The 15,755-nt window shown below is 61.3% G+C and carries 18 protein-coding genes; all 18 read left to right on the top strand.

Features of this window, described 5'->3' with window-relative positions:
* Nucleotides 1-25 precede the first annotated feature (25 nt).
* Nucleotides 26-667: an ATP phosphoribosyltransferase gene (gene hisG, locus JHD64_RS02565; protein ID WP_059287418.1), complete on the top strand. Its 642-nt coding sequence runs from the start codon at nucleotides 26-28 to the stop codon at nucleotides 665-667.
* Nucleotides 668-684: 17 nt separating this feature from the next.
* A complete protein-coding gene (hisD, locus tag JHD64_RS02560; protein WP_199052159.1) occupies nucleotides 685-1,977 on the top strand; it encodes a histidinol dehydrogenase in 1,293 nt (430 codons plus the stop codon).
* A gap of 206 nt (nucleotides 1,978-2,183) precedes the next feature.
* Complete coding sequence (hisC, locus tag JHD64_RS02555) at nucleotides 2,184-3,254, top strand: histidinol-phosphate transaminase (RefSeq protein WP_059286609.1); 1,071 nt, start codon at nucleotides 2,184-2,186, stop codon at nucleotides 3,252-3,254.
* 4 nt (nucleotides 3,255-3,258) lie between these two features.
* On the top strand, nucleotides 3,259-3,852 hold the full coding sequence (hisB, locus tag JHD64_RS02550) for an imidazoleglycerol-phosphate dehydratase HisB (protein ID WP_199052158.1): 594 nt from the start codon (nucleotides 3,259-3,261) through the stop codon (nucleotides 3,850-3,852).
* A 37-nt stretch (nucleotides 3,853-3,889) separates the two neighbouring features.
* Entirely contained in the window at nucleotides 3,890-4,531 is a 642-nt protein-coding gene (gene hisH, locus JHD64_RS02545) for an imidazole glycerol phosphate synthase subunit HisH (RefSeq protein WP_199052211.1), read from the top strand.
* A gap of 19 nt (nucleotides 4,532-4,550) precedes the next feature.
* On the top strand, nucleotides 4,551-5,294 hold the full coding sequence (gene hisA / locus JHD64_RS02540) for a 1-(5-phosphoribosyl)-5-[(5-phosphoribosylamino)methylideneamino]imidazole-4-carboxamide isomerase (RefSeq protein ID WP_059286607.1): 744 nt from the start codon (nucleotides 4,551-4,553) through the stop codon (nucleotides 5,292-5,294).
* Between the two features lie 62 nt (nucleotides 5,295-5,356).
* Nucleotides 5,357-6,124, top strand: coding sequence for an imidazole glycerol phosphate synthase subunit HisF (gene hisF, locus JHD64_RS02535; protein ID WP_059286610.1), 768 nt, complete (start codon nucleotides 5,357-5,359; stop codon nucleotides 6,122-6,124).
* Nucleotides 6,121-6,513 (top strand): phosphoribosyl-AMP cyclohydrolase, encoded by a 393-nt coding sequence (gene hisI / locus JHD64_RS02530; RefSeq protein WP_059286606.1) that lies wholly within the window; start codon nucleotides 6,121-6,123, stop codon nucleotides 6,511-6,513. Before hisF ends, hisI begins: the two co-directional genes overlap by 4 nt.
* Before the next feature lie 125 nt (nucleotides 6,514-6,638).
* Entirely contained in the window at nucleotides 6,639-6,959 is a 321-nt protein-coding gene (locus tag JHD64_RS02525) for a phosphoribosyl-ATP diphosphatase (RefSeq protein ID WP_059286605.1), read from the top strand.
* Between the two features lie 22 nt (nucleotides 6,960-6,981).
* Nucleotides 6,982-7,305, top strand: coding sequence for a histidine triad nucleotide-binding protein (locus JHD64_RS02520; RefSeq protein ID WP_059286604.1), 324 nt, complete (start codon nucleotides 6,982-6,984; stop codon nucleotides 7,303-7,305).
* A 58-nt stretch (nucleotides 7,306-7,363) separates the two neighbouring features.
* Nucleotides 7,364-7,567 (top strand): Sec-independent protein translocase subunit TatA, encoded by a 204-nt coding sequence (tatA, locus tag JHD64_RS02515; protein WP_059286603.1) that lies wholly within the window; start codon nucleotides 7,364-7,366, stop codon nucleotides 7,565-7,567.
* Nucleotides 7,568-7,582: 15 nt separating this feature from the next.
* Nucleotides 7,583-8,095, top strand: a complete 513-nt coding sequence (gene tatB, locus JHD64_RS02510; protein ID WP_199052157.1) for a Sec-independent protein translocase protein TatB — start codon at nucleotides 7,583-7,585, stop codon at nucleotides 8,093-8,095.
* Entirely contained in the window at nucleotides 8,092-8,835 is a 744-nt protein-coding gene (tatC, locus tag JHD64_RS02505) for a twin-arginine translocase subunit TatC (RefSeq protein WP_199052156.1), read from the top strand. The genes tatB and tatC overlap by 4 nt, the downstream gene beginning before the upstream one ends.
* Nucleotides 8,832-9,179 (top strand): DUF2069 domain-containing protein, encoded by a 348-nt coding sequence (locus JHD64_RS02500; RefSeq protein WP_059286600.1) that lies wholly within the window; start codon nucleotides 8,832-8,834, stop codon nucleotides 9,177-9,179. The genes tatC and JHD64_RS02500 overlap by 4 nt, the downstream gene beginning before the upstream one ends.
* Nucleotides 9,180-9,409: 230 nt before the next feature.
* The gene (locus JHD64_RS02495) at nucleotides 9,410-11,578 is read left to right on the top strand and encodes a type I secretion system permease/ATPase (protein ID WP_059286599.1); all 2,169 of its coding nucleotides are present in this window, start codon (nucleotides 9,410-9,412) and stop codon (nucleotides 11,576-11,578) included.
* Complete coding sequence (locus JHD64_RS02490; protein ID WP_199052155.1) at nucleotides 11,578-12,987, top strand: HlyD family type I secretion periplasmic adaptor subunit; 1,410 nt, start codon at nucleotides 11,578-11,580, stop codon at nucleotides 12,985-12,987. The genes JHD64_RS02495 and JHD64_RS02490 overlap by 1 nt, the downstream gene beginning before the upstream one ends.
* On the top strand, nucleotides 12,984-13,592 hold the full coding sequence (locus tag JHD64_RS02485) for a response regulator transcription factor (RefSeq protein ID WP_199052154.1): 609 nt from the start codon (nucleotides 12,984-12,986) through the stop codon (nucleotides 13,590-13,592). The genes JHD64_RS02490 and JHD64_RS02485 overlap by 4 nt, the downstream gene beginning before the upstream one ends.
* A gap of 176 nt (nucleotides 13,593-13,768) precedes the next feature.
* Nucleotides 13,769-15,755 (top strand): retention module-containing protein (locus tag JHD64_RS02480; protein WP_199052153.1); only part of this gene is annotated, 1,987 nt, incomplete at its 3' end.

Raw genomic sequence — 15,755 nt, 5'->3', positions numbered from 1 at the left:
CTTTTCCTATTGCCTGCTTAATATCATGACCCTGACTATTGCCCTGTCCAAAGGGCGCATCTTTGAAGAAACCCTGCCCCTGCTGGCTGCGGCCGGCATTGTTCCGGCGGAAGATCCGGAATCCTCGCGCAAGCTCATCATCGAGACCAATCATGCCGATGTACGGCTGGTGATTGTAAGAGCGTCCGATGTCCCCACCTATGTTCAGTATGGCGCGGCCGATCTGGGCATTGCCGGCCGCGACGTGCTGATCGAACACGGTGGCGATGGCCTGTACCAGCCGCTGGACCTGAATATCGCCAAGTGCAAGATGATGGTGGCGGTGGAAAACGGTTTCGACTACCAGAATGCGGTGCGCCAGGGCGCCCGCCTGAAGGTGGCTACCAAGTACCCGAAAATCGCCCGCGAACACTTTGCCGCCAAGGGCGTGCATGTGGACATCATCAAGCTGTATGGCTCGATGGAACTGGCACCGCTGGTCGGCCTGGCCGATGCCATCGTCGACCTGGTATCCACCGGCGGCACGCTGCGCGCCAACAATCTGGTGGCGGTGGAGCACATCATCGACATCAGCTCGCGGCTGGTGGTGAACCAGGCTGCGCTCAAACTCAAATACGACCGCATCCAGCCGGTGCTGGATGCCTTTGCCTCTGCCGTGCCGGCATAAGGCAGGAACGGAATCCCATGCTGAAACTGTCTTCTACCCAAGCTGATTTCCAGCAGCAGCTGCAAGCCCTGCTGGCTTTTGAAACCGCGCAGGACCCGGCAGTGGACAGCGCCGTGGCCGCCATCTGCGATGACGTCAAGGCGCGTGGCGATGCCGCCGTGCTGGAATACACCAACCGCTTCGACCGCATGCAGGCCAGCACCATGGCCGAGCTCACCCTGTCGCGCGCGCAGCTGGAAGCCGCCTGGCATCGTTTGCCGGCCGAGGTGCAACAGGCCCTGAGCGCCGCTGCCGAGCGCGTGCGCCGCTATCATGAAAAGCAGCTGGCCCACTCCTGGAGCTACGAGGACGAAGACGGCACCCTGCTGGGTCAGCAGGTCACGCCGCTGGACCGCGTCGGCATCTATGTGCCGGGCGGCAAGGCGGCCTATCCCAGCTCGGTGCTGATGAACGCCATGCCGGCCAAGGTGGCCGGTGTCGGTGAAATCATCATGGTGGTGCCCACCCCGCAGGGCGAGCGTAACGACCTTGTACTGGCTGCCGCCTTCATCGCCGGCGTGGACAAGGTATTCACCTGTGGCGGCGCCCAGGCGGTGGCCGCGCTGGCCTATGGCACCGAAACCATCCCGCAGGTGGACAAGATCACCGGGCCGGGCAATGCCTATGTGGCCGCTGCCAAACGCCGCGTGTTCGGCGTGGTCGGCATCGACATGGTGGCCGGCCCGTCCGAAATCCTGGTGATCTGCGATGGCAACACCCCGGCCGACTGGATCGCCATGGACCTGTTCAGTCAGGCCGAGCACGACGAAATCGCCCAGGCCATCCTGCTGTGCCCGTCGGCGGAATATATTGCCGAAGTGGAAGCCAGCATTGCCAAGCTGCTGCCCAGCATGCCGCGCCGCGCCATCATCGAAGCCAGCCTGGGCAACCGTGGTGCGCTGATTCAGGTGCGCGACCTGGCAGAAGCCTGCGAGATTGCCAACTACATCGCGCCGGAACATCTGGAATTGTCGGTGAGCGAGCCGGAACAGCAGCTGCCGCTGCTGCGCCACGCCGGTGCCATCTTCATGGGCCGTTTCACCTCGGAAAGCCTGGGCGACTACTGTGCCGGTCCCAACCACGTGCTGCCCACCAGCCGCACGGCGCGTTTTGCCAGCCCGCTGGGGGTGTACGACTTCCAGAAGCGCTCCAGCCTGATCCGCGTTTCTGCGGCCGGGGCACAAAAGCTGGGCAAGATCGCCAGCGTGCTGGCGCATGGCGAAGGCCTCACCGCCCACGCCCGCGCGGCCGAGCTGCGTCTGGAACCCTGAGCCCGCCCGATCAGTCCGCGTTGAACATGGCCAGACAGTGTCTGGCCATGTTTTTGCCAGCCCGGCCATGGGCGGCGGTGGACATGGCCGGGTAGCCCAAACCGGCCGAACACGGTAGGATAGCCACCTGCTGCGTTGTCCTGACAACGCCCCCTGTTGACCTGCATGGCTGGCCCGGTTGCCATGACCGCTACAGCCCCATCGTGATGACATTGACTGCCAAGCAACTGGTCCGTCCGGAAATCGCCGGAATCAAGGCCTACCATGTATCTGATGCCGCCGGCCTGCTCAAGCTGGACGCCATGGAAAACCCCTATGCCTTGCCGGCTGCCCTGCGCGCCGAACTGGGGCAATGCCTGGCCGAGGTCGCCATCAACCGTTATCCCGATCCGCATGGCGGCGGGCTGAAGGACGAACTGAAGGCGGCGTTTGCCATCCCGGCAGCGGCCAGCGTGCTCTTGGGCAATGGTTCGGACGAAATCATCACCCTGATCGCCCAGGCGCTGGCGCGTCCCGGTGCGGTGATGCTGGCGCTGGAGCCGTCCTTCGTCATGTACCGCATGAACGCGCTGTTCTCCGGCCTGCAGTATGTGGGTGTGCCGCTGCATGCCGATTTCAGCCTGAACCTGCCGGCCTTGCTGGAGGCCATTGCCACCCATCAACCGGCGGTGGTGTTCCTGTCTTATCCCAATAATCCCACCGGCCCGCAGTTCGCCCGCGACCAGGTACTGGCCGTGCTGGATGCCGCACCGGGACTGGTGGTGGTGGACGAGGCCTATCAGGCCTTTGCCAGCGACAGCCTGATGGACCTGGCTGGCAGTCGTCCCAATCTGCTGGTGATGCGCACGCTGTCCAAGCTGGGGCTGGCCGGGCTGCGCCTGGGTTATGCCGCCGGCCCTGCCGAGTGGATGGACGAGCTGGACAAGGTACGCCCGCCCTACAACATCAATGTACTGACCCAGGCCGCCGCCCGTTTTGCGCTGCGCCATCTGGATGTGTTCATGCAGCAGGCGCAAACCCTGTGCGACGAACGCCAGCGCCTGTTGCAGGCGCTGCGCCAGTTTACGGCGACCACCGTTTTTGATTCGCAAGCCAATTTCATCACGCTACGGGTGCCGGATGCCGGTGAGCTGTTTGCATGGCTGAAGAAAAATGGCATCCTGATCAAGAACTTGCATGGCAGCCACCCGCTGCTCGACAACTGCCTGCGCATTACCGTGGGCAGCCCGGAAGAAAACACGGCCGTGCTTGCCGCACTGGGCCGCTACTTTGCCTGAAATCATGAGAACCGCATCCGTTACCCGCAATACCCTGGAAACCCAGATCACCGTCACCATCAATCTGGATGGTCATGGCCGCAGCCATTTCGATACCGGCGTGCCTTTTCTCGATCACATGATGGACCAGATCGCCCGCCACGGCCTGATCGACCTGGACATCGTCGCCAAGGGTGACCTGCACATCGATGCCCACCACACGGTGGAAGACATCGGCATCACCTTGGGCCAGGCTTTTGCCAAGGCCATTGGCGACAAAAAAGGCATCCGCCGTTACGGCCATGCCTATGTGCCGCTGGACGAAGCGCTCAGCCGCGTGGTGATCGACCTCTCCGGCCGTCCCGGCCTGGTGTACAACGTCGATTACACCCGCGCCAGCATCGGCCAGTTCGATGTCGACCTGTTCTCCGAGTTCTTCCATGGCTTCGTCAACCACAGCATGGTGACCCTGCACATCGACAATCTGCGCGGTGTGAACAGCCATCACCAGGCCGAAACCATCTTCAAGGCCTTTGGCCGCGCACTGCGCATGGCCTGTGAAGTGGACGAACGCATGGGTGGTGCCACACCGTCCACCAAGGGCACGCTGACGGCCTGAGCCGCAGGCCATCTCCACCTGAACAGTTAGGGGCATGATGAAAGTCGCAGTAATCGACTATGGCATGGGCAATCTGCACTCGGTGCTCAAGTCCATCCAGGCAGTCAATGAAACCGGGGCGGATATTTTCCTCAGCCGCGACCCGGAAGCCATCGTCAAGGCGGACAAGGTGGTGTTTCCCGGCCAGGGTGCCATGCCGGACTGCATGCGCGAGCTGAACAGCTACGGTCTGGCCGAGGCAGTACGTGAAACCACGCAGACCAAGCCGTTTTTTGGCATCTGCGTGGGTGCGCAGTTGCTTTTCCAGCACAGTGAAGAGGGCGATACCCCCGGACTTGGCTTGTTTCCGGGCAATGTGGTCCGTTTTTCGGCTAACCTGACTGACGCCGCTGGCGAGCGCCTGAAGGTGCCGCACATGGGCTGGAACCGCGTTTACCAGACCGTATCCCATCCGCTGTTTGCCGGGATCGAGGATGGCGAGCGTTTCTATTTTGTCCACAGTTACCATTTCGCCCCGGCCGATGCGACGCTGACGCTGGCGGAAAGTGAGTACCCGGACAGGTTTTCCTGTATCGTCGGGCGTGGCAATATCTTTGCGACGCAATTTCATACCGAAAAGAGCCACCGTGCCGGACTTCAGATGATGAAGAACTTCCTGGCATGGGACGGCAGTGTTTAACTTACGTTGATCTAGCACCATGCTGCTTATACCCGCTATCGACCTCAAGGATGGTCAATGCGTACGCCTGAAACAAGGCGTTATGGACGATGCCACCGTGTTCTCTGACGATCCGGTCAAGGTGGCCACTCACTGGCGAGACCAGGGAGCCCGTCGTCTGCATCTGGTTGACCTGAACGGTGCCTTTGCCGGCAAACCCAAGAACCTGAATGTCATCCGCTCGATTCTGCAGGAAGTGGGCGATGACATGCCGGTTCAGCTGGGTGGCGGCATCCGCGATCTGGACACCATCGAAAAATACCTCGACATGGGCCTGTCCTACGTCATCATCGGGACGGCGGCGGTGAAAACCCCCGGCTTCCTGCACGATGCCTGCGATGCCTTCCCCGGTCAGGTGATTGTCGGCCTGGATGCCAAGGATGGCATGGTGGCCATCGATGGCTGGGCCAAGATCACCAATCACAATGTGATTGACCTGGCCAAGCGTTTCGAGGATTACGGCGTCAATTCGGTGATCTACACGGACATCGGCCGCGACGGCATGATGAACGGCGTCAATATCGAAGCCACCGTCAAGCTGGCACAGGCCCTCACCATCCCGGTCATCGCCTCGGGCGGCCTGACCAATCTGGATGATGTGCGCAATCTGTGCGCGGTGGAAGACGAAGGCATCGAAGGCGCCATTACCGGACGGGCCATCTACGAGGGCAGCATCGACTTTGCTGCCGCGCAGACGCTGGCCGACGAACTGTCCGAGGCCTGATCCTGCCTTAAACCCCAGCTTGGCCGAAGACTCTTCGGCCAAGCTTTTTTTGTGTCGTGAACATGACTCTGGCCAAACGCATTATTCCCTGCCTGGACGTGACTGCCGGTCGCGTCGTCAAGGGCGTCAACTTTGTCGGGCTGCGCGATGCCGGCGACCCGGTGGAAATCGCCCGTCGCTACAATGAACAAGGCGCTGACGAACTCACCTTTCTGGACATTACCGCCAGCTCTGACGACCGTGACCTGATCCTGCATGTGATCGAATCGGTAGCCGAGCAGGTGTTCATCCCGCTGACGGTGGGTGGTGGCGTGCGCAAGGTGGAAGACATCCGTCGTCTGCTCAACGCCGGTGCCGACAAGGTCAGCATCAATACCGCGGCGGTGACCAATCCCGAGCTGGTGCGCGAAGCCGCCGCCAAGTTTGGCAGCCAGTGCATCGTGGTAGCGGTGGACGCCAAGGCGGTCACCCCGGAAAACGACCGCTGGGAAGTGTTTACCCATGGCGGGCGCAACCGTACCGGCATCGATGCCGTGGAATGGGCGCAGAAGATGCAGGAATACGGCGCCGGGGAAATCCTGCTCACCAGCATGGACCGCGATGGCACCAAGATCGGCTTCAACCTGCCGCTGACCCGTGCCGTGTCCGAAGGCGTGGGCATTCCGGTCATCGCCTCCGGTGGGGTGGGCAATCTGCAGCATCTGGTGGATGGCGTAAAGCTGGGCAAGGCCGATGCCGTGCTGGCTGCCAGCATTTTCCATTTCAGCGAATACACCGTGCGCGAGGCCAAACAGGCCATGCGTGACGCAGGCATCGAGGTAAGGCTATGAGCCACTGGCTGGATGAAGTCAAATGGGATGCCCAGGGCCTGGTGACCGCCATTGCCCAGGACAGCGCCACCGGCCGCGTGCTGATGGTGGCCTGGATGAACCGCGAGAGCCTGCAACTGACCGCCGACACCGGCATTGCCCACTACTGGAGCCGTTCACGCCAGAAACTGTGGAAAAAGGGTGAGGAGTCCGGCCATCTGCAAACCGTACAGGAACTGCGACTGGACTGTGATGGCGACGTGGTGGTGATGCAGATCCAGCAAGCCGGCGGCATTGCCTGCCATACCGGCCGCGAAAGCTGCTTCTATCGCCGTTTTGAAAATGGCGGCTGGACGGTGGTGGATGCAGTGCTCAAAGACCCGGACGCCATTTACCAGCACAAGCATTGAGTTGCGCCGTGTCAAACGGCTGCCATCCGCAGCCCTTACAATGGCAGGTCGCCTTCGGGCGCTAACGGCCGATGTGTGAATCGGCCTATACTTGCCGAATTCCCAGTATGCAAAGGTGAAGCATCATGACCTTCGATGTGCTCAAGACTGTAGCCGATACCCTGGAAGCCCGCCGCGAAGCGAGCCCCCAGTCCTCCTATGTGGCCTCGCTGTTTCACAAGGGTGAAGACGCCATTCTGAAAAAAGTGGCAGAAGAGGCGGCTGAAACCATCATGGCCTCCAAGGACAAGGACAAGCTGCATCTGGTGCGCGAAGTGGCCGACCTGTGGTTTCACACCATGGTCTTGCTGGCTTATCATGGCCTGCGCCCGGAAGATGTGCTGATGGAGCTGCATCGCCGCGAAGGCATTTCCGGCATCGACGAAAAAGCCTCCCGTCCTTCCTGAACCATTCGTACAGGACCAAGCAATGAGTGACTGCATTTTCTGCAAGATCGCCGCAGGGGACATCCCTTGCAACAAGATTTACGAAGACGCCGATGTCGTCGCCTTTCATGACATCCGCCCGATTGCGCCGGTGCATTTCCTGATCATTCCCAAGCTGCATGTGGCCTCGCTGGCCGACTGTGGCCCAGAACACGAAGCCTTGCTGGGCCGCATCATGGGCCTGGTGCCGAAGCTGGCAGCCGAGCAGGGCATGAGCGCCGGCTTCAAGACCGGCATCAATACCGGGCGTGGCGGCGGCCAGGAAGTGTTCCACCTGCATGTGCATGTTTTCGGCCACAAGGGCTGAACGGTTTTGACGGTGCGCCGCTTGCCGGCGCGCCAGACTATTTGGAAAGGAAGTGGCAATGGGTTCTTTCAGTATCTGGCACTGGCTGGTGGTGCTGTTGATCGTGGTGCTGATTTTCGGCACCAAAAAACTGAAAAACGTGGGTGAAGACCTGGGCGGCGCGGTGCGTGGCTTCAAGGAAGGCATGAAGGGCGAGAACGACAAGGCCGACAAGCCTGCCGAAACCGGCCGCATCATCGACAACGAATCCGACAAGAAATAACCCACAGGGCGCGCCGTGTTCGATATCAGTTTTGGTGAGATCCTCCTGATCGGCATCGTGGCCCTGGTGGTGCTGGGGCCGGAGCGGCTGCCCACCGTGGCCCGCACCCTGGGGGCGCTGGTGGCGCGCGCCCAGCGTTTTGTTGCCAGCGTCAAGGCCGACATCCATCAGCAGGCCAATCTGAGCGGGCTGGATGGCCTGCGCAACGATATCCAGGATGCGGCCAACAGTTTCAAGTCGCAGATGGAGGCCGAGGTGCAAGGTGTGCGCCAGGTGATGGCCGAGCAGTCCGCCCAGTTGCAGCAGCTGTCCGGCGAGGCCAGTGCGCCCTTTGCCGAGGCCGAACGCAGCATTCATGGCGCGCTCGATCTGCAGGCCCCTGCCGCGCCGGCTGCCGTGGCGTCAGCACTGGTGGTGGAAAACAGTGCGGCCGAACCGCCCGTACGCGACGAAAACCAGCTCGACCTGTTTGATGATCTTCCCCCGGCTGCTGTGCAGCCTGCTACCGAATCCCGCCCTCACGCATGAACGAACAACCTCTGCTTGCCCACCTGCTGGAATTGCGTACACGGCTGGTGCGCGCCATTCTGGGACTGCTGCTGGTGTTTCTCGGCCTGTTTCACTGGTCTGGTGACATCTACCACCTGCTGGCCAAGCCGCTGCTGGATGCGCTGCCCAATGGCGGCAGCATGATCGCCACCGAAGTCACCGCCACCTTTTTCGTGCCGATGAAGCTCACCATGCTGGTGGCCTTCCTCATCTCGCTGCCCAATACCCTGTACCAGATCTGGGCCTTTGTCGCTCCCGGCCTGTACAGCCATGAAAAGAAGCTGATCCTGCCCTTGGTGGTGGCCAGCGTGCTGCTGTTTTTGCTGGGGATGAGTTTTGCTTATTTCCTGGTGTTTCCGGTGGCGTTTCATTTCTTTTCCATGATGACGCCCAGCGGCGTGAGCATGATGACGGACATCGACAAGTATTTGTCCTTCGTCATGGGCATGTTCCTGGCCTTTGGCGTCACCTTTGAAGTCCCCATCATCGTCATCGTGCTGGTGCGCATGGGGGTGGTGTCGGTGGCCAAGCTGCGCGAGGGCCGGCCTTATGTCATCGTCGGCGCCTTTGTGGTGGCCGCCGTGGTGACGCCCCCCGATGTGCTGTCGCAAACCATGCTGGCGGTGCCGCTATGGTTGCTGTACGAAGCAGGCATCATCATGGCTGCATGCATGACGCGTCCCGCGTCGGCCGAACCCGCCGGAAATCAGGAAAAATGAACCGCAAACTGTTTCACTATGGAGCCACCGCCAGTCTGGTGGCGCTGATTCTGCTGACCCTGGCCTGGGAGCTGTGGCTGGCACCGCTGCGGCCGGGCGGCTCGTTTCTGGCACTGAAAGCGGTGCTGCTGCTGGCGCCGCTGATGGGCATCCTGAAAGAGCGGCTGTATACCTATCAGTGGTCCAGCATGTTCATTCTGGCTTTCTTTACCGAAGGCATCATGCGCAGCTGGGCGGACCACGGCCTGTCGCAGACGCTGGCCCTGTGCGAGGTGGCGATCAGCGTGGTGTTTTTTGCCTGCGTGCTGGGCTTTGCCCGAACTTTCAAACGCCCGGCACATTGAGCGCTTGCTGCGGTAATTGATCGAAAACCTGTCTTTAATGGCAGGTTTTTGTTTTTAGCGGCGGATTTTAATAAAGTGATGAAAGTCCGCAGAGAATTTTCTGTTTTTTTTAATCAATTATTTTAATTAATTGAAAGAATTTGCCGATATAAAAGCTTCCATTAGAATGTCGGCATTAACGGCGACCCGCTCAACAGTCGCCAACAACAAAAGCATATTGAGGGCAGCGCATGCATTCCCCTTCCCCGGAACCGCAACATAGCTCCATTCCCCTGCAGGCAACCCATCTGGATCCCTTGCTGGACTGCCTGTTCGCGCTGGCGCGATCCTATGGCATCAATGCCACCCGCGAGTCGCTGGTGGCGGGTATTCCCCTGATCAACAACCGGCTGAATCCCTCGATGTTTTCGCGCTCGGCGCGGCGCATCGGCCTGACTTCACGCGTGGTGCGCCAGCCGCTGGACAAGCTGCGCGAGCAGCTGCTGCCAGCCGTGCTGCTGTTGCACGGCGACGAGGCCTGCATTCTGCGCGGCATCGATCGCGAAAGCGGCATGGCGCGGGTGAGCTTTGCCGAGCTGACCGAAGCGGAAACCAGCATCCCGCTGGCTGATCTGGCGGAGAAATATGCTGGTCTGGCCATTTTCGTGCGGCCGCGCTTCAATTTCGAACGCCGCGCGCCCGAGCTGGGTGATATCCGTTCGCGCCACTGGTTCTGGCAGACGGTTTATGGTGGCCTGCCGCTGTATCGCGATTCGATGATTGCCGCCTTGCTGATCAATCTGTTTGCGCTGGTCATTCCACTGGTGTCGATGAATGTCTACGACCGGGTGGTGCCCAATATGGCGACCGAAACGCTATGGGTACTGGCCATTGGCGGTCTCCTGGCGCTGATTTTCGATTTCCTGCTGAAAATGACCCGCGCTTATCTGATCGATCTGGCCAGCAAGCGGGTGGACGTGACCCTGTCCAGCCTGATCATGGAGCGGGTGCTGGGCATTCGCATGGAAGCGCGGCCGGCCTCGGTCGGGGCGTTTTCGTCCAATTTGCGCGCCTTTGAAACGGTGCGCGATTTCATCGCCTCGGCCTCCATTACCGCGCTGATCGACCTGCCCTTCGTGCTGATCTTCCTGCTGGCCATCCTGTGGGTGTCGCCGCTGCTGACCTTGCCGGTGGTGGTGGGCGGGCTGCTGATGATCGTGTTTGCCTTGCTGATCCAGGAAAAGATGAAGGAGCTGACCGAGGCCACCCTGCGTGCCTCGGCCCAGCGCAATGCCCAGCTGGTGGAGAACCTGGCCGGCCTGGAAACCATCAAGATCCTGGCGGCGGAAGGCCAGCAGCAGGGGCATTGGGAACAGGGCACGCTGTATCTGGCCCAGGTGGGGGCGCGGCTGAAGCTGCTGGCCACCTCGGCCAATACCTTTGCCGGCTTCATCACCCAGCTGGTATCCATCGTGATGCTGGTGCTGGGGGTGTACCAGATCATGGACGGCAATACCTCGCAGGGCGGGGTGATTGCGGCGGTAATGCTGTCCGGCCGTGCCATGGCACCGCTAGGCCAGCTGGTGGGGCTGCTGACGCAGTACCACAATGCCAAGACCTCGCTGTCTTCGCTGGACGGTTTCATGAAGATGCCGGTGGAGCGCGAACAGGATGCCAATTTCTTCCATCGCACCAGTTTTCAGGGGGAGATCGAATTCCGCAATGTGTCGTTCAGCTACCCGGACAATCCGCAGGTGGCACTGCGCAATGTGTCGTTCAAGATCAGGGCGGGCGAGCGGGTGGCGATCATCGGCCGTGTCGGCTCCGGCAAGAGCACCCTGCAAAAGCTGATTCTTGGCCTGTTCCGGCCGACGGAGGGCTCGGTGCGGGTGGACGGTATCGATATCAACCAGATCGATCCGGCCGAGTTGCGCCGCCATATCGGTTATGTGCCGCAGGATTCGGTACTGTTCTATGGCACCTTGCGCCAGAACATCGCCATGGGCGCACCGCATGCACACGATGCCAGCATTGCCGCCGCGGCCGAGCTGGCTGGCCTGGCCGAGTTCATCAACGGCCACCCGCAAGGCTTTGACATGATCATCGGCGAGCGTGGCGACTCGCTGTCCGGCGGCCAGCGCAAGGCCGTCACCATCGCCCGTGCCTTGCTGAATGCGCCGCCCATCCTGCTGATGGACGAACCGACCAGCAATATGGACAACAGCACCGAAAACCAGATCAAGCAGACGCTGGTCAAGGTCATGGCCGGCAAGACCATGATCATGGTCACCCACCACAATTCATTGCTGGAGCTGGCCGACCGCCTGATCGTGATCGACAACGGCGCCATTGTCGCCGACGGGGAAAAGGCCGCGGTGATCCAGGCCCTGCAGCAGGGCCAGGTAGGGAGGGCGAACTGATGAAAACGACCTGGAAGCAAAGGCTGCAAGGCTGGATAGCGCGCGGTCAGGACAAAACCTCGCCCTACTGGGACAAGCTGATGGACTGGGCCGCCGCGCGCGACCTGCAAGACCGGCTGGACTTCGCCACCGATGGCGACTGGGCCATTCTGGAACAAAATCCGGGGCGGCCGCGGGTGTTTGTCTGGACCATGCTGGCCTTGCTGCTGGTGGCCCTGCTATGGGCGGCATTCTCGCAAATCGATGAAGTGGCCCGCGGTGAGGGCAAGGTGGTGCCGGTTTCGCAAAACCAGCATATCCAGAGCCTGGATGGCGGCGTGGTGTCGAAGATTCTGGTGAAGGAAGGCCAGATCGTGCAAAAAGGCCAGCTGCTGCTGAATATCGACAATACCCGCTTTGTTTCCTCGCTCAACGAAAACCAGGCGCAATACCTGTCCCTGCTGGGCAAGGCGGCGCGGCTGCGTGCCATCGCCAATAATGTGCCGTTCGAGCTGCCCAAGGAAGTCACCACGCAGGCGCCCGATGTGGCCAAGCAGGAAATGGATCTGTACCTGACCAAGCGCCGCGAACTGGAGGCTACGGTATCCATTGCCCGCCAGGAAGTGACCCAGCGTACCCAGGAATTGAGTGAGGTGCGTGCCCGTTACGAACAGGCGCAGCAAGGCTTGCAACTGACCCAGCGTGAACTGGCGGTGACCAAGCCGCTGAGGGAATCCGGCGCGGTGTCCGATGTCGACCTGCTGCGCCTGCAGCGCGATGTATCGCGCTATCAGGGGGATCGCGACATGGCTGCGGCGCAGATCCCCAAGCTGCAATCGGCCATCAGCGAGGCCAATCACAAAATCCAGGAAGTGGAACTGAATTTCCGCAATCAGGCCAGCGCCGATCTGTCCGACACCATGGGCAAGATCAACAGCCTGTCCGCGGGCAGCTCCGGCCTGGCCGACAAGGTGAAGCTGTCCGAGGTACGCTCGCCGGTGAAAGGCGAGGTCAAGCGCCTGTTCGTCAACACCATCGGTGGTGTGGTGCAGCCGGGCAAGGACATTCTGGAAATCGTGCCGCTGGAAGATTCGCTGATGATCGAAACCCGCGTTTCGCCGCGCGACATCGCCTTCCTGCGCCCCGGCCAGCGCGCCATGGTGCGCTTTACCGCCTATGACTACACGGTGTATGGCGGCATGGAGGGCAGCTTGCAGGAAATCGGTGCCGACACGGTGACCGATGACAAGGGCAATGCCTTTTATATCGTCAAGGTCCGAACCAAACAGGGAGCGCTGGGCGAAAAACACCTGCCCATCATTCCGGGCATGGTGGCCCAGGTGGACATCATGACCGGCAAGAAGAGCATTCTTTCCTATCTGTTGAAACCGGTGCTGCGCGCCAAGGCAGAGGCTTTGACCGAACGATGAGCGACAGTGTGATCCTGATTACCGCCAGCCCGGCGCTGGCCGACTACTGGGCCGACAGCCTGGGCCTGCAAGATGCCGTGCGCCTGGCTGATCTGGCCGCGCTCAACCGCCATGGCGTGGCCACCGACAGCCTGGTGCTGGTTGATCTGGCCCAGCAACACGTGGAGGAGCAGGACATCGTCCAGGCCTGCCGCCATTGCCGGGTACTGGCCTTGTCCTCGCAGCCCAGCGATGCGGAAGGTTTGTACTGGCTGCAATGTGGCGCGGTGGGCTATGCCCATGCCATGAGTACGGGCGACCTGCTGCAACAGATGTTCGAGACCGTCGCCGCAGGTGGTACCTGGGTAGGCCGCAGCATCATGCAGCAATTGTGTGCCCGTTTTGGCAGCCGCCTGCCGGCGACGCCGGCATCGCCACTGGCCGCCAAATTGTCCGAGCGCGAACTGGCGGTGGTGGAGGCGCTGCGCCAGGGCAAGGCCAACAAGGAGATTGCCCGCTTGCTGGATATTTCCGAGCGCACGGTCAAGGCGCACCTGACCTCGGTATTCCAGAAATTCGGCGTGGAAGACCGCCTGCAACTGCTGCTCAAGCTCACCGGCGGTTAGTGCCACCGCCGTCAGCCTGCACAGCCGCCGCGCCGCCCTGGTACGGCGGCTTTGATTTTTTACAGAGCTAAGAAATTTCTGAAAATAATTAGGAAATTGCCCTTCGGTACAATAGGTTTTTCCCGGCTGCCTGACTAATCTGGGCGCAATACTTATTGCGTCTTCAGGAGTCAGTCATGAATGCCCCCGCGATCCAAGGTCAGGTTGTTGCCATCCACGGTATTGTCAAAGTCATCGATGCCCAAGGGCACGAGCGCATTCTCAAGGCTGGCGACATCATTCAGCCAGGCGAGCATGTCGTGCTGCTGGATGGTGCCACACTGACCGTCTCCCGCGCCGGTGGCGACAGCATCACGGTGGATGGCCCGCGTGATCTGGCACTGACTGACGAAACCCTCACGCCGCAAAGCACCGACAAGAGCGAGGCCGCCGTGGCCAAGCTGGCCCCGGAAGCGCAACAAGTATTGGCCGCCCTGGAAAATGGCCAGGATCCGCTGGCGCAGCTCGACTCCGCTGCTGCCGGTCTGAACGCAGGCGGTGCCACCGATGAAGGCAGCCACAGCTTTGTCCGCCTGGTGCGCATCAGCGAAACCCTCAACAGCCTCAGCCTGGACAATAACGCCACGGCCGAAGTCGTTGTGCCCACCGTACAGGGCGAGACCTTCAGCACCACACCTGCGCAAGCGCTTACGGCTACCACGCCCATCAGCGTTTCCATCGAGAACATCAGCGCCACCAATAACGCCACCCCCACCATCCACGGTACCGGCATCCCCGGCCTGACCGTCGTGGTGAGCAATGCCGCCGGCACCGTTATCGGCAGCGCGGTCGTGGGAAGCGACGGCAACTGGCAGCTGACGCCGTCGTCGAAGCTGCCGGATGGCACCGACACCCTGATTGCCACCAGCACCAATGCGGCCGGTTCTTCCGCCAGCGCCACCGGTACCGCCATCATCGATACCACGCCGCCGGCCACGCCGACGGTGACCATCGCCGAACATAATGATCCCAACGGCGTGATTGGCGCTGGCGATCTGGTCAACGGCAAGGTGGAAGCCACCGTCAAGCTGGATGCCGCTGATCTGGCCAAGAACGGCAGCGCCACCATCGTGGTCAACGATGGCGGCCATACCACCACGCTGGTGGTGCATAGCGATGGCAGCGTGACCGGTGCCGATGGCACGGTCAGCGGCAGTTACAACAATGGCACCGTCACCATCAGCATGACGCCGCCGGCACAGGACGCCACCGTCACCATCACCGCCACCCAGACTGATGCCGTGGGCAATACCTCCGGCCAGGGTAAAGACAGCGGTACGCTGGATACCACCGCCCCGTCGGCACCGACCGTGGTCATCGCCACCGATGCCAACCACGACGGCTTCATCAACAAGGCCGAGCAGGGCAGTGCCAGCACCGACACCGTCAACATCGGCCTGCCGGCAGATGCCAAGGCAGGCGATACGCTGAACGTCACCATCAATGGCGTGGCGCAAGCCGGTCATGTGCTGACCGCTGCGGAAATTACTGCAGGTCAGGTCGTTCTCACCCCGGCTGCCCCGGGAGATGGTGCAACGCTGACGGTGACTGCCTCCATCACCGATCCGGCAGGCAATACCTCGGCCACCGGCACTAACAGCGCCAAGCTCGACCTGAGCGCCACCATCACCATCAGCAGTGATGGCAGTGGCAGTGATCATGTCTATAACAGCAGCGAAAGCGCCGCCGCGGTGGTCAGCGGCAGCACCACGGGTGTCGAAGCCGGCCAGACTGTCACCGTCACCTTTACCGACAGCGCCAACCACGTGGTCACCACCACGGCGACCGTAGCCGCCAATGGCAGCTGGACCGTTCCGGCCAGCAGCCTGAGCGGCCTGGTGGATGGACCGGTGACCGTGAAAGCCACGGTCAGCGATGTGGCCGGCAATACCGCTAGCGCCAGCAATACCGACAGCAAGGATACGGTTGCCACCATTGCCATCAGCAGTGATGGCTCCGGCAGCGATCACGTCTACAACAAGGCTGAAAGCACCGCAGTGGTGGTCAGCGGCAGCACCGGCAGCGTCGAAGCCGGCCAGACCGTTACCGTCACCTTTACCGACAGCCAGGGCCATACCGCCAGCAGCACCGCCACCGTCGATGGCAATGGCAACTGGACGGCCA

The organism is Aquitalea sp. ASV15 (genome assembly GCF_016429115.1).
Taxonomy (GTDB): Bacteria; Pseudomonadota; Gammaproteobacteria; order Burkholderiales; family Chromobacteriaceae; genus Aquitalea; species Aquitalea magnusonii.
Note: the sequence above shows the minus strand (reverse complement) of the source record. Positions and strands in the feature narration are given on the sequence as shown.

Excerpts from the sequence above, each read along its gene's own strand:
- hisI (WP_059286606.1), top strand. The coding sequence starts at position 6,121 with ATGAGCCACTGGCTGGATGAAGTCAAATGGGATGCCCAGGGCCTGGTG.
- JHD64_RS02500 (WP_059286600.1), top strand. The coding sequence starts at position 8,832 with ATGAACCGCAAACTGTTTCACTATGGAGCCACCGCCAGTCTGGTGGCG.
- JHD64_RS02495 (WP_059286599.1), top strand. The coding sequence starts at position 9,410 with ATGCATTCCCCTTCCCCGGAACCGCAACATAGCTCCATTCCCCTGCAG.
- JHD64_RS02490 (WP_199052155.1), top strand. The coding sequence starts at position 11,578 with ATGAAAACGACCTGGAAGCAAAGGCTGCAAGGCTGGATAGCGCGCGGT.
- hisC (WP_059286609.1), top strand. The coding sequence starts at position 2,184 with ATGACATTGACTGCCAAGCAACTGGTCCGTCCGGAAATCGCCGGAATC.
- JHD64_RS02520 (WP_059286604.1), top strand. The coding sequence starts at position 6,982 with ATGAGTGACTGCATTTTCTGCAAGATCGCCGCAGGGGACATCCCTTGC.
- hisD (WP_199052159.1), top strand. The coding sequence starts at position 685 with ATGCTGAAACTGTCTTCTACCCAAGCTGATTTCCAGCAGCAGCTGCAA.
- hisG (WP_059287418.1), top strand. The coding sequence starts at position 26 with ATGACCCTGACTATTGCCCTGTCCAAAGGGCGCATCTTTGAAGAAACC.
- tatA (WP_059286603.1), top strand. The coding sequence starts at position 7,364 with ATGGGTTCTTTCAGTATCTGGCACTGGCTGGTGGTGCTGTTGATCGTG.
- JHD64_RS02485 (WP_199052154.1), top strand. The coding sequence starts at position 12,984 with ATGAGCGACAGTGTGATCCTGATTACCGCCAGCCCGGCGCTGGCCGAC.
- hisB (WP_199052158.1), top strand. The coding sequence starts at position 3,259 with ATGAGAACCGCATCCGTTACCCGCAATACCCTGGAAACCCAGATCACC.
- tatC (WP_199052156.1), top strand. The coding sequence starts at position 8,092 with ATGAACGAACAACCTCTGCTTGCCCACCTGCTGGAATTGCGTACACGG.
- hisA (WP_059286607.1), top strand. The coding sequence starts at position 4,551 with ATGCTGCTTATACCCGCTATCGACCTCAAGGATGGTCAATGCGTACGC.
- hisH (WP_199052211.1), top strand. The coding sequence starts at position 3,890 with ATGAAAGTCGCAGTAATCGACTATGGCATGGGCAATCTGCACTCGGTG.
- JHD64_RS02525 (WP_059286605.1), top strand. The coding sequence starts at position 6,639 with ATGACCTTCGATGTGCTCAAGACTGTAGCCGATACCCTGGAAGCCCGC.
- hisF (WP_059286610.1), top strand. The coding sequence starts at position 5,357 with ATGACTCTGGCCAAACGCATTATTCCCTGCCTGGACGTGACTGCCGGT.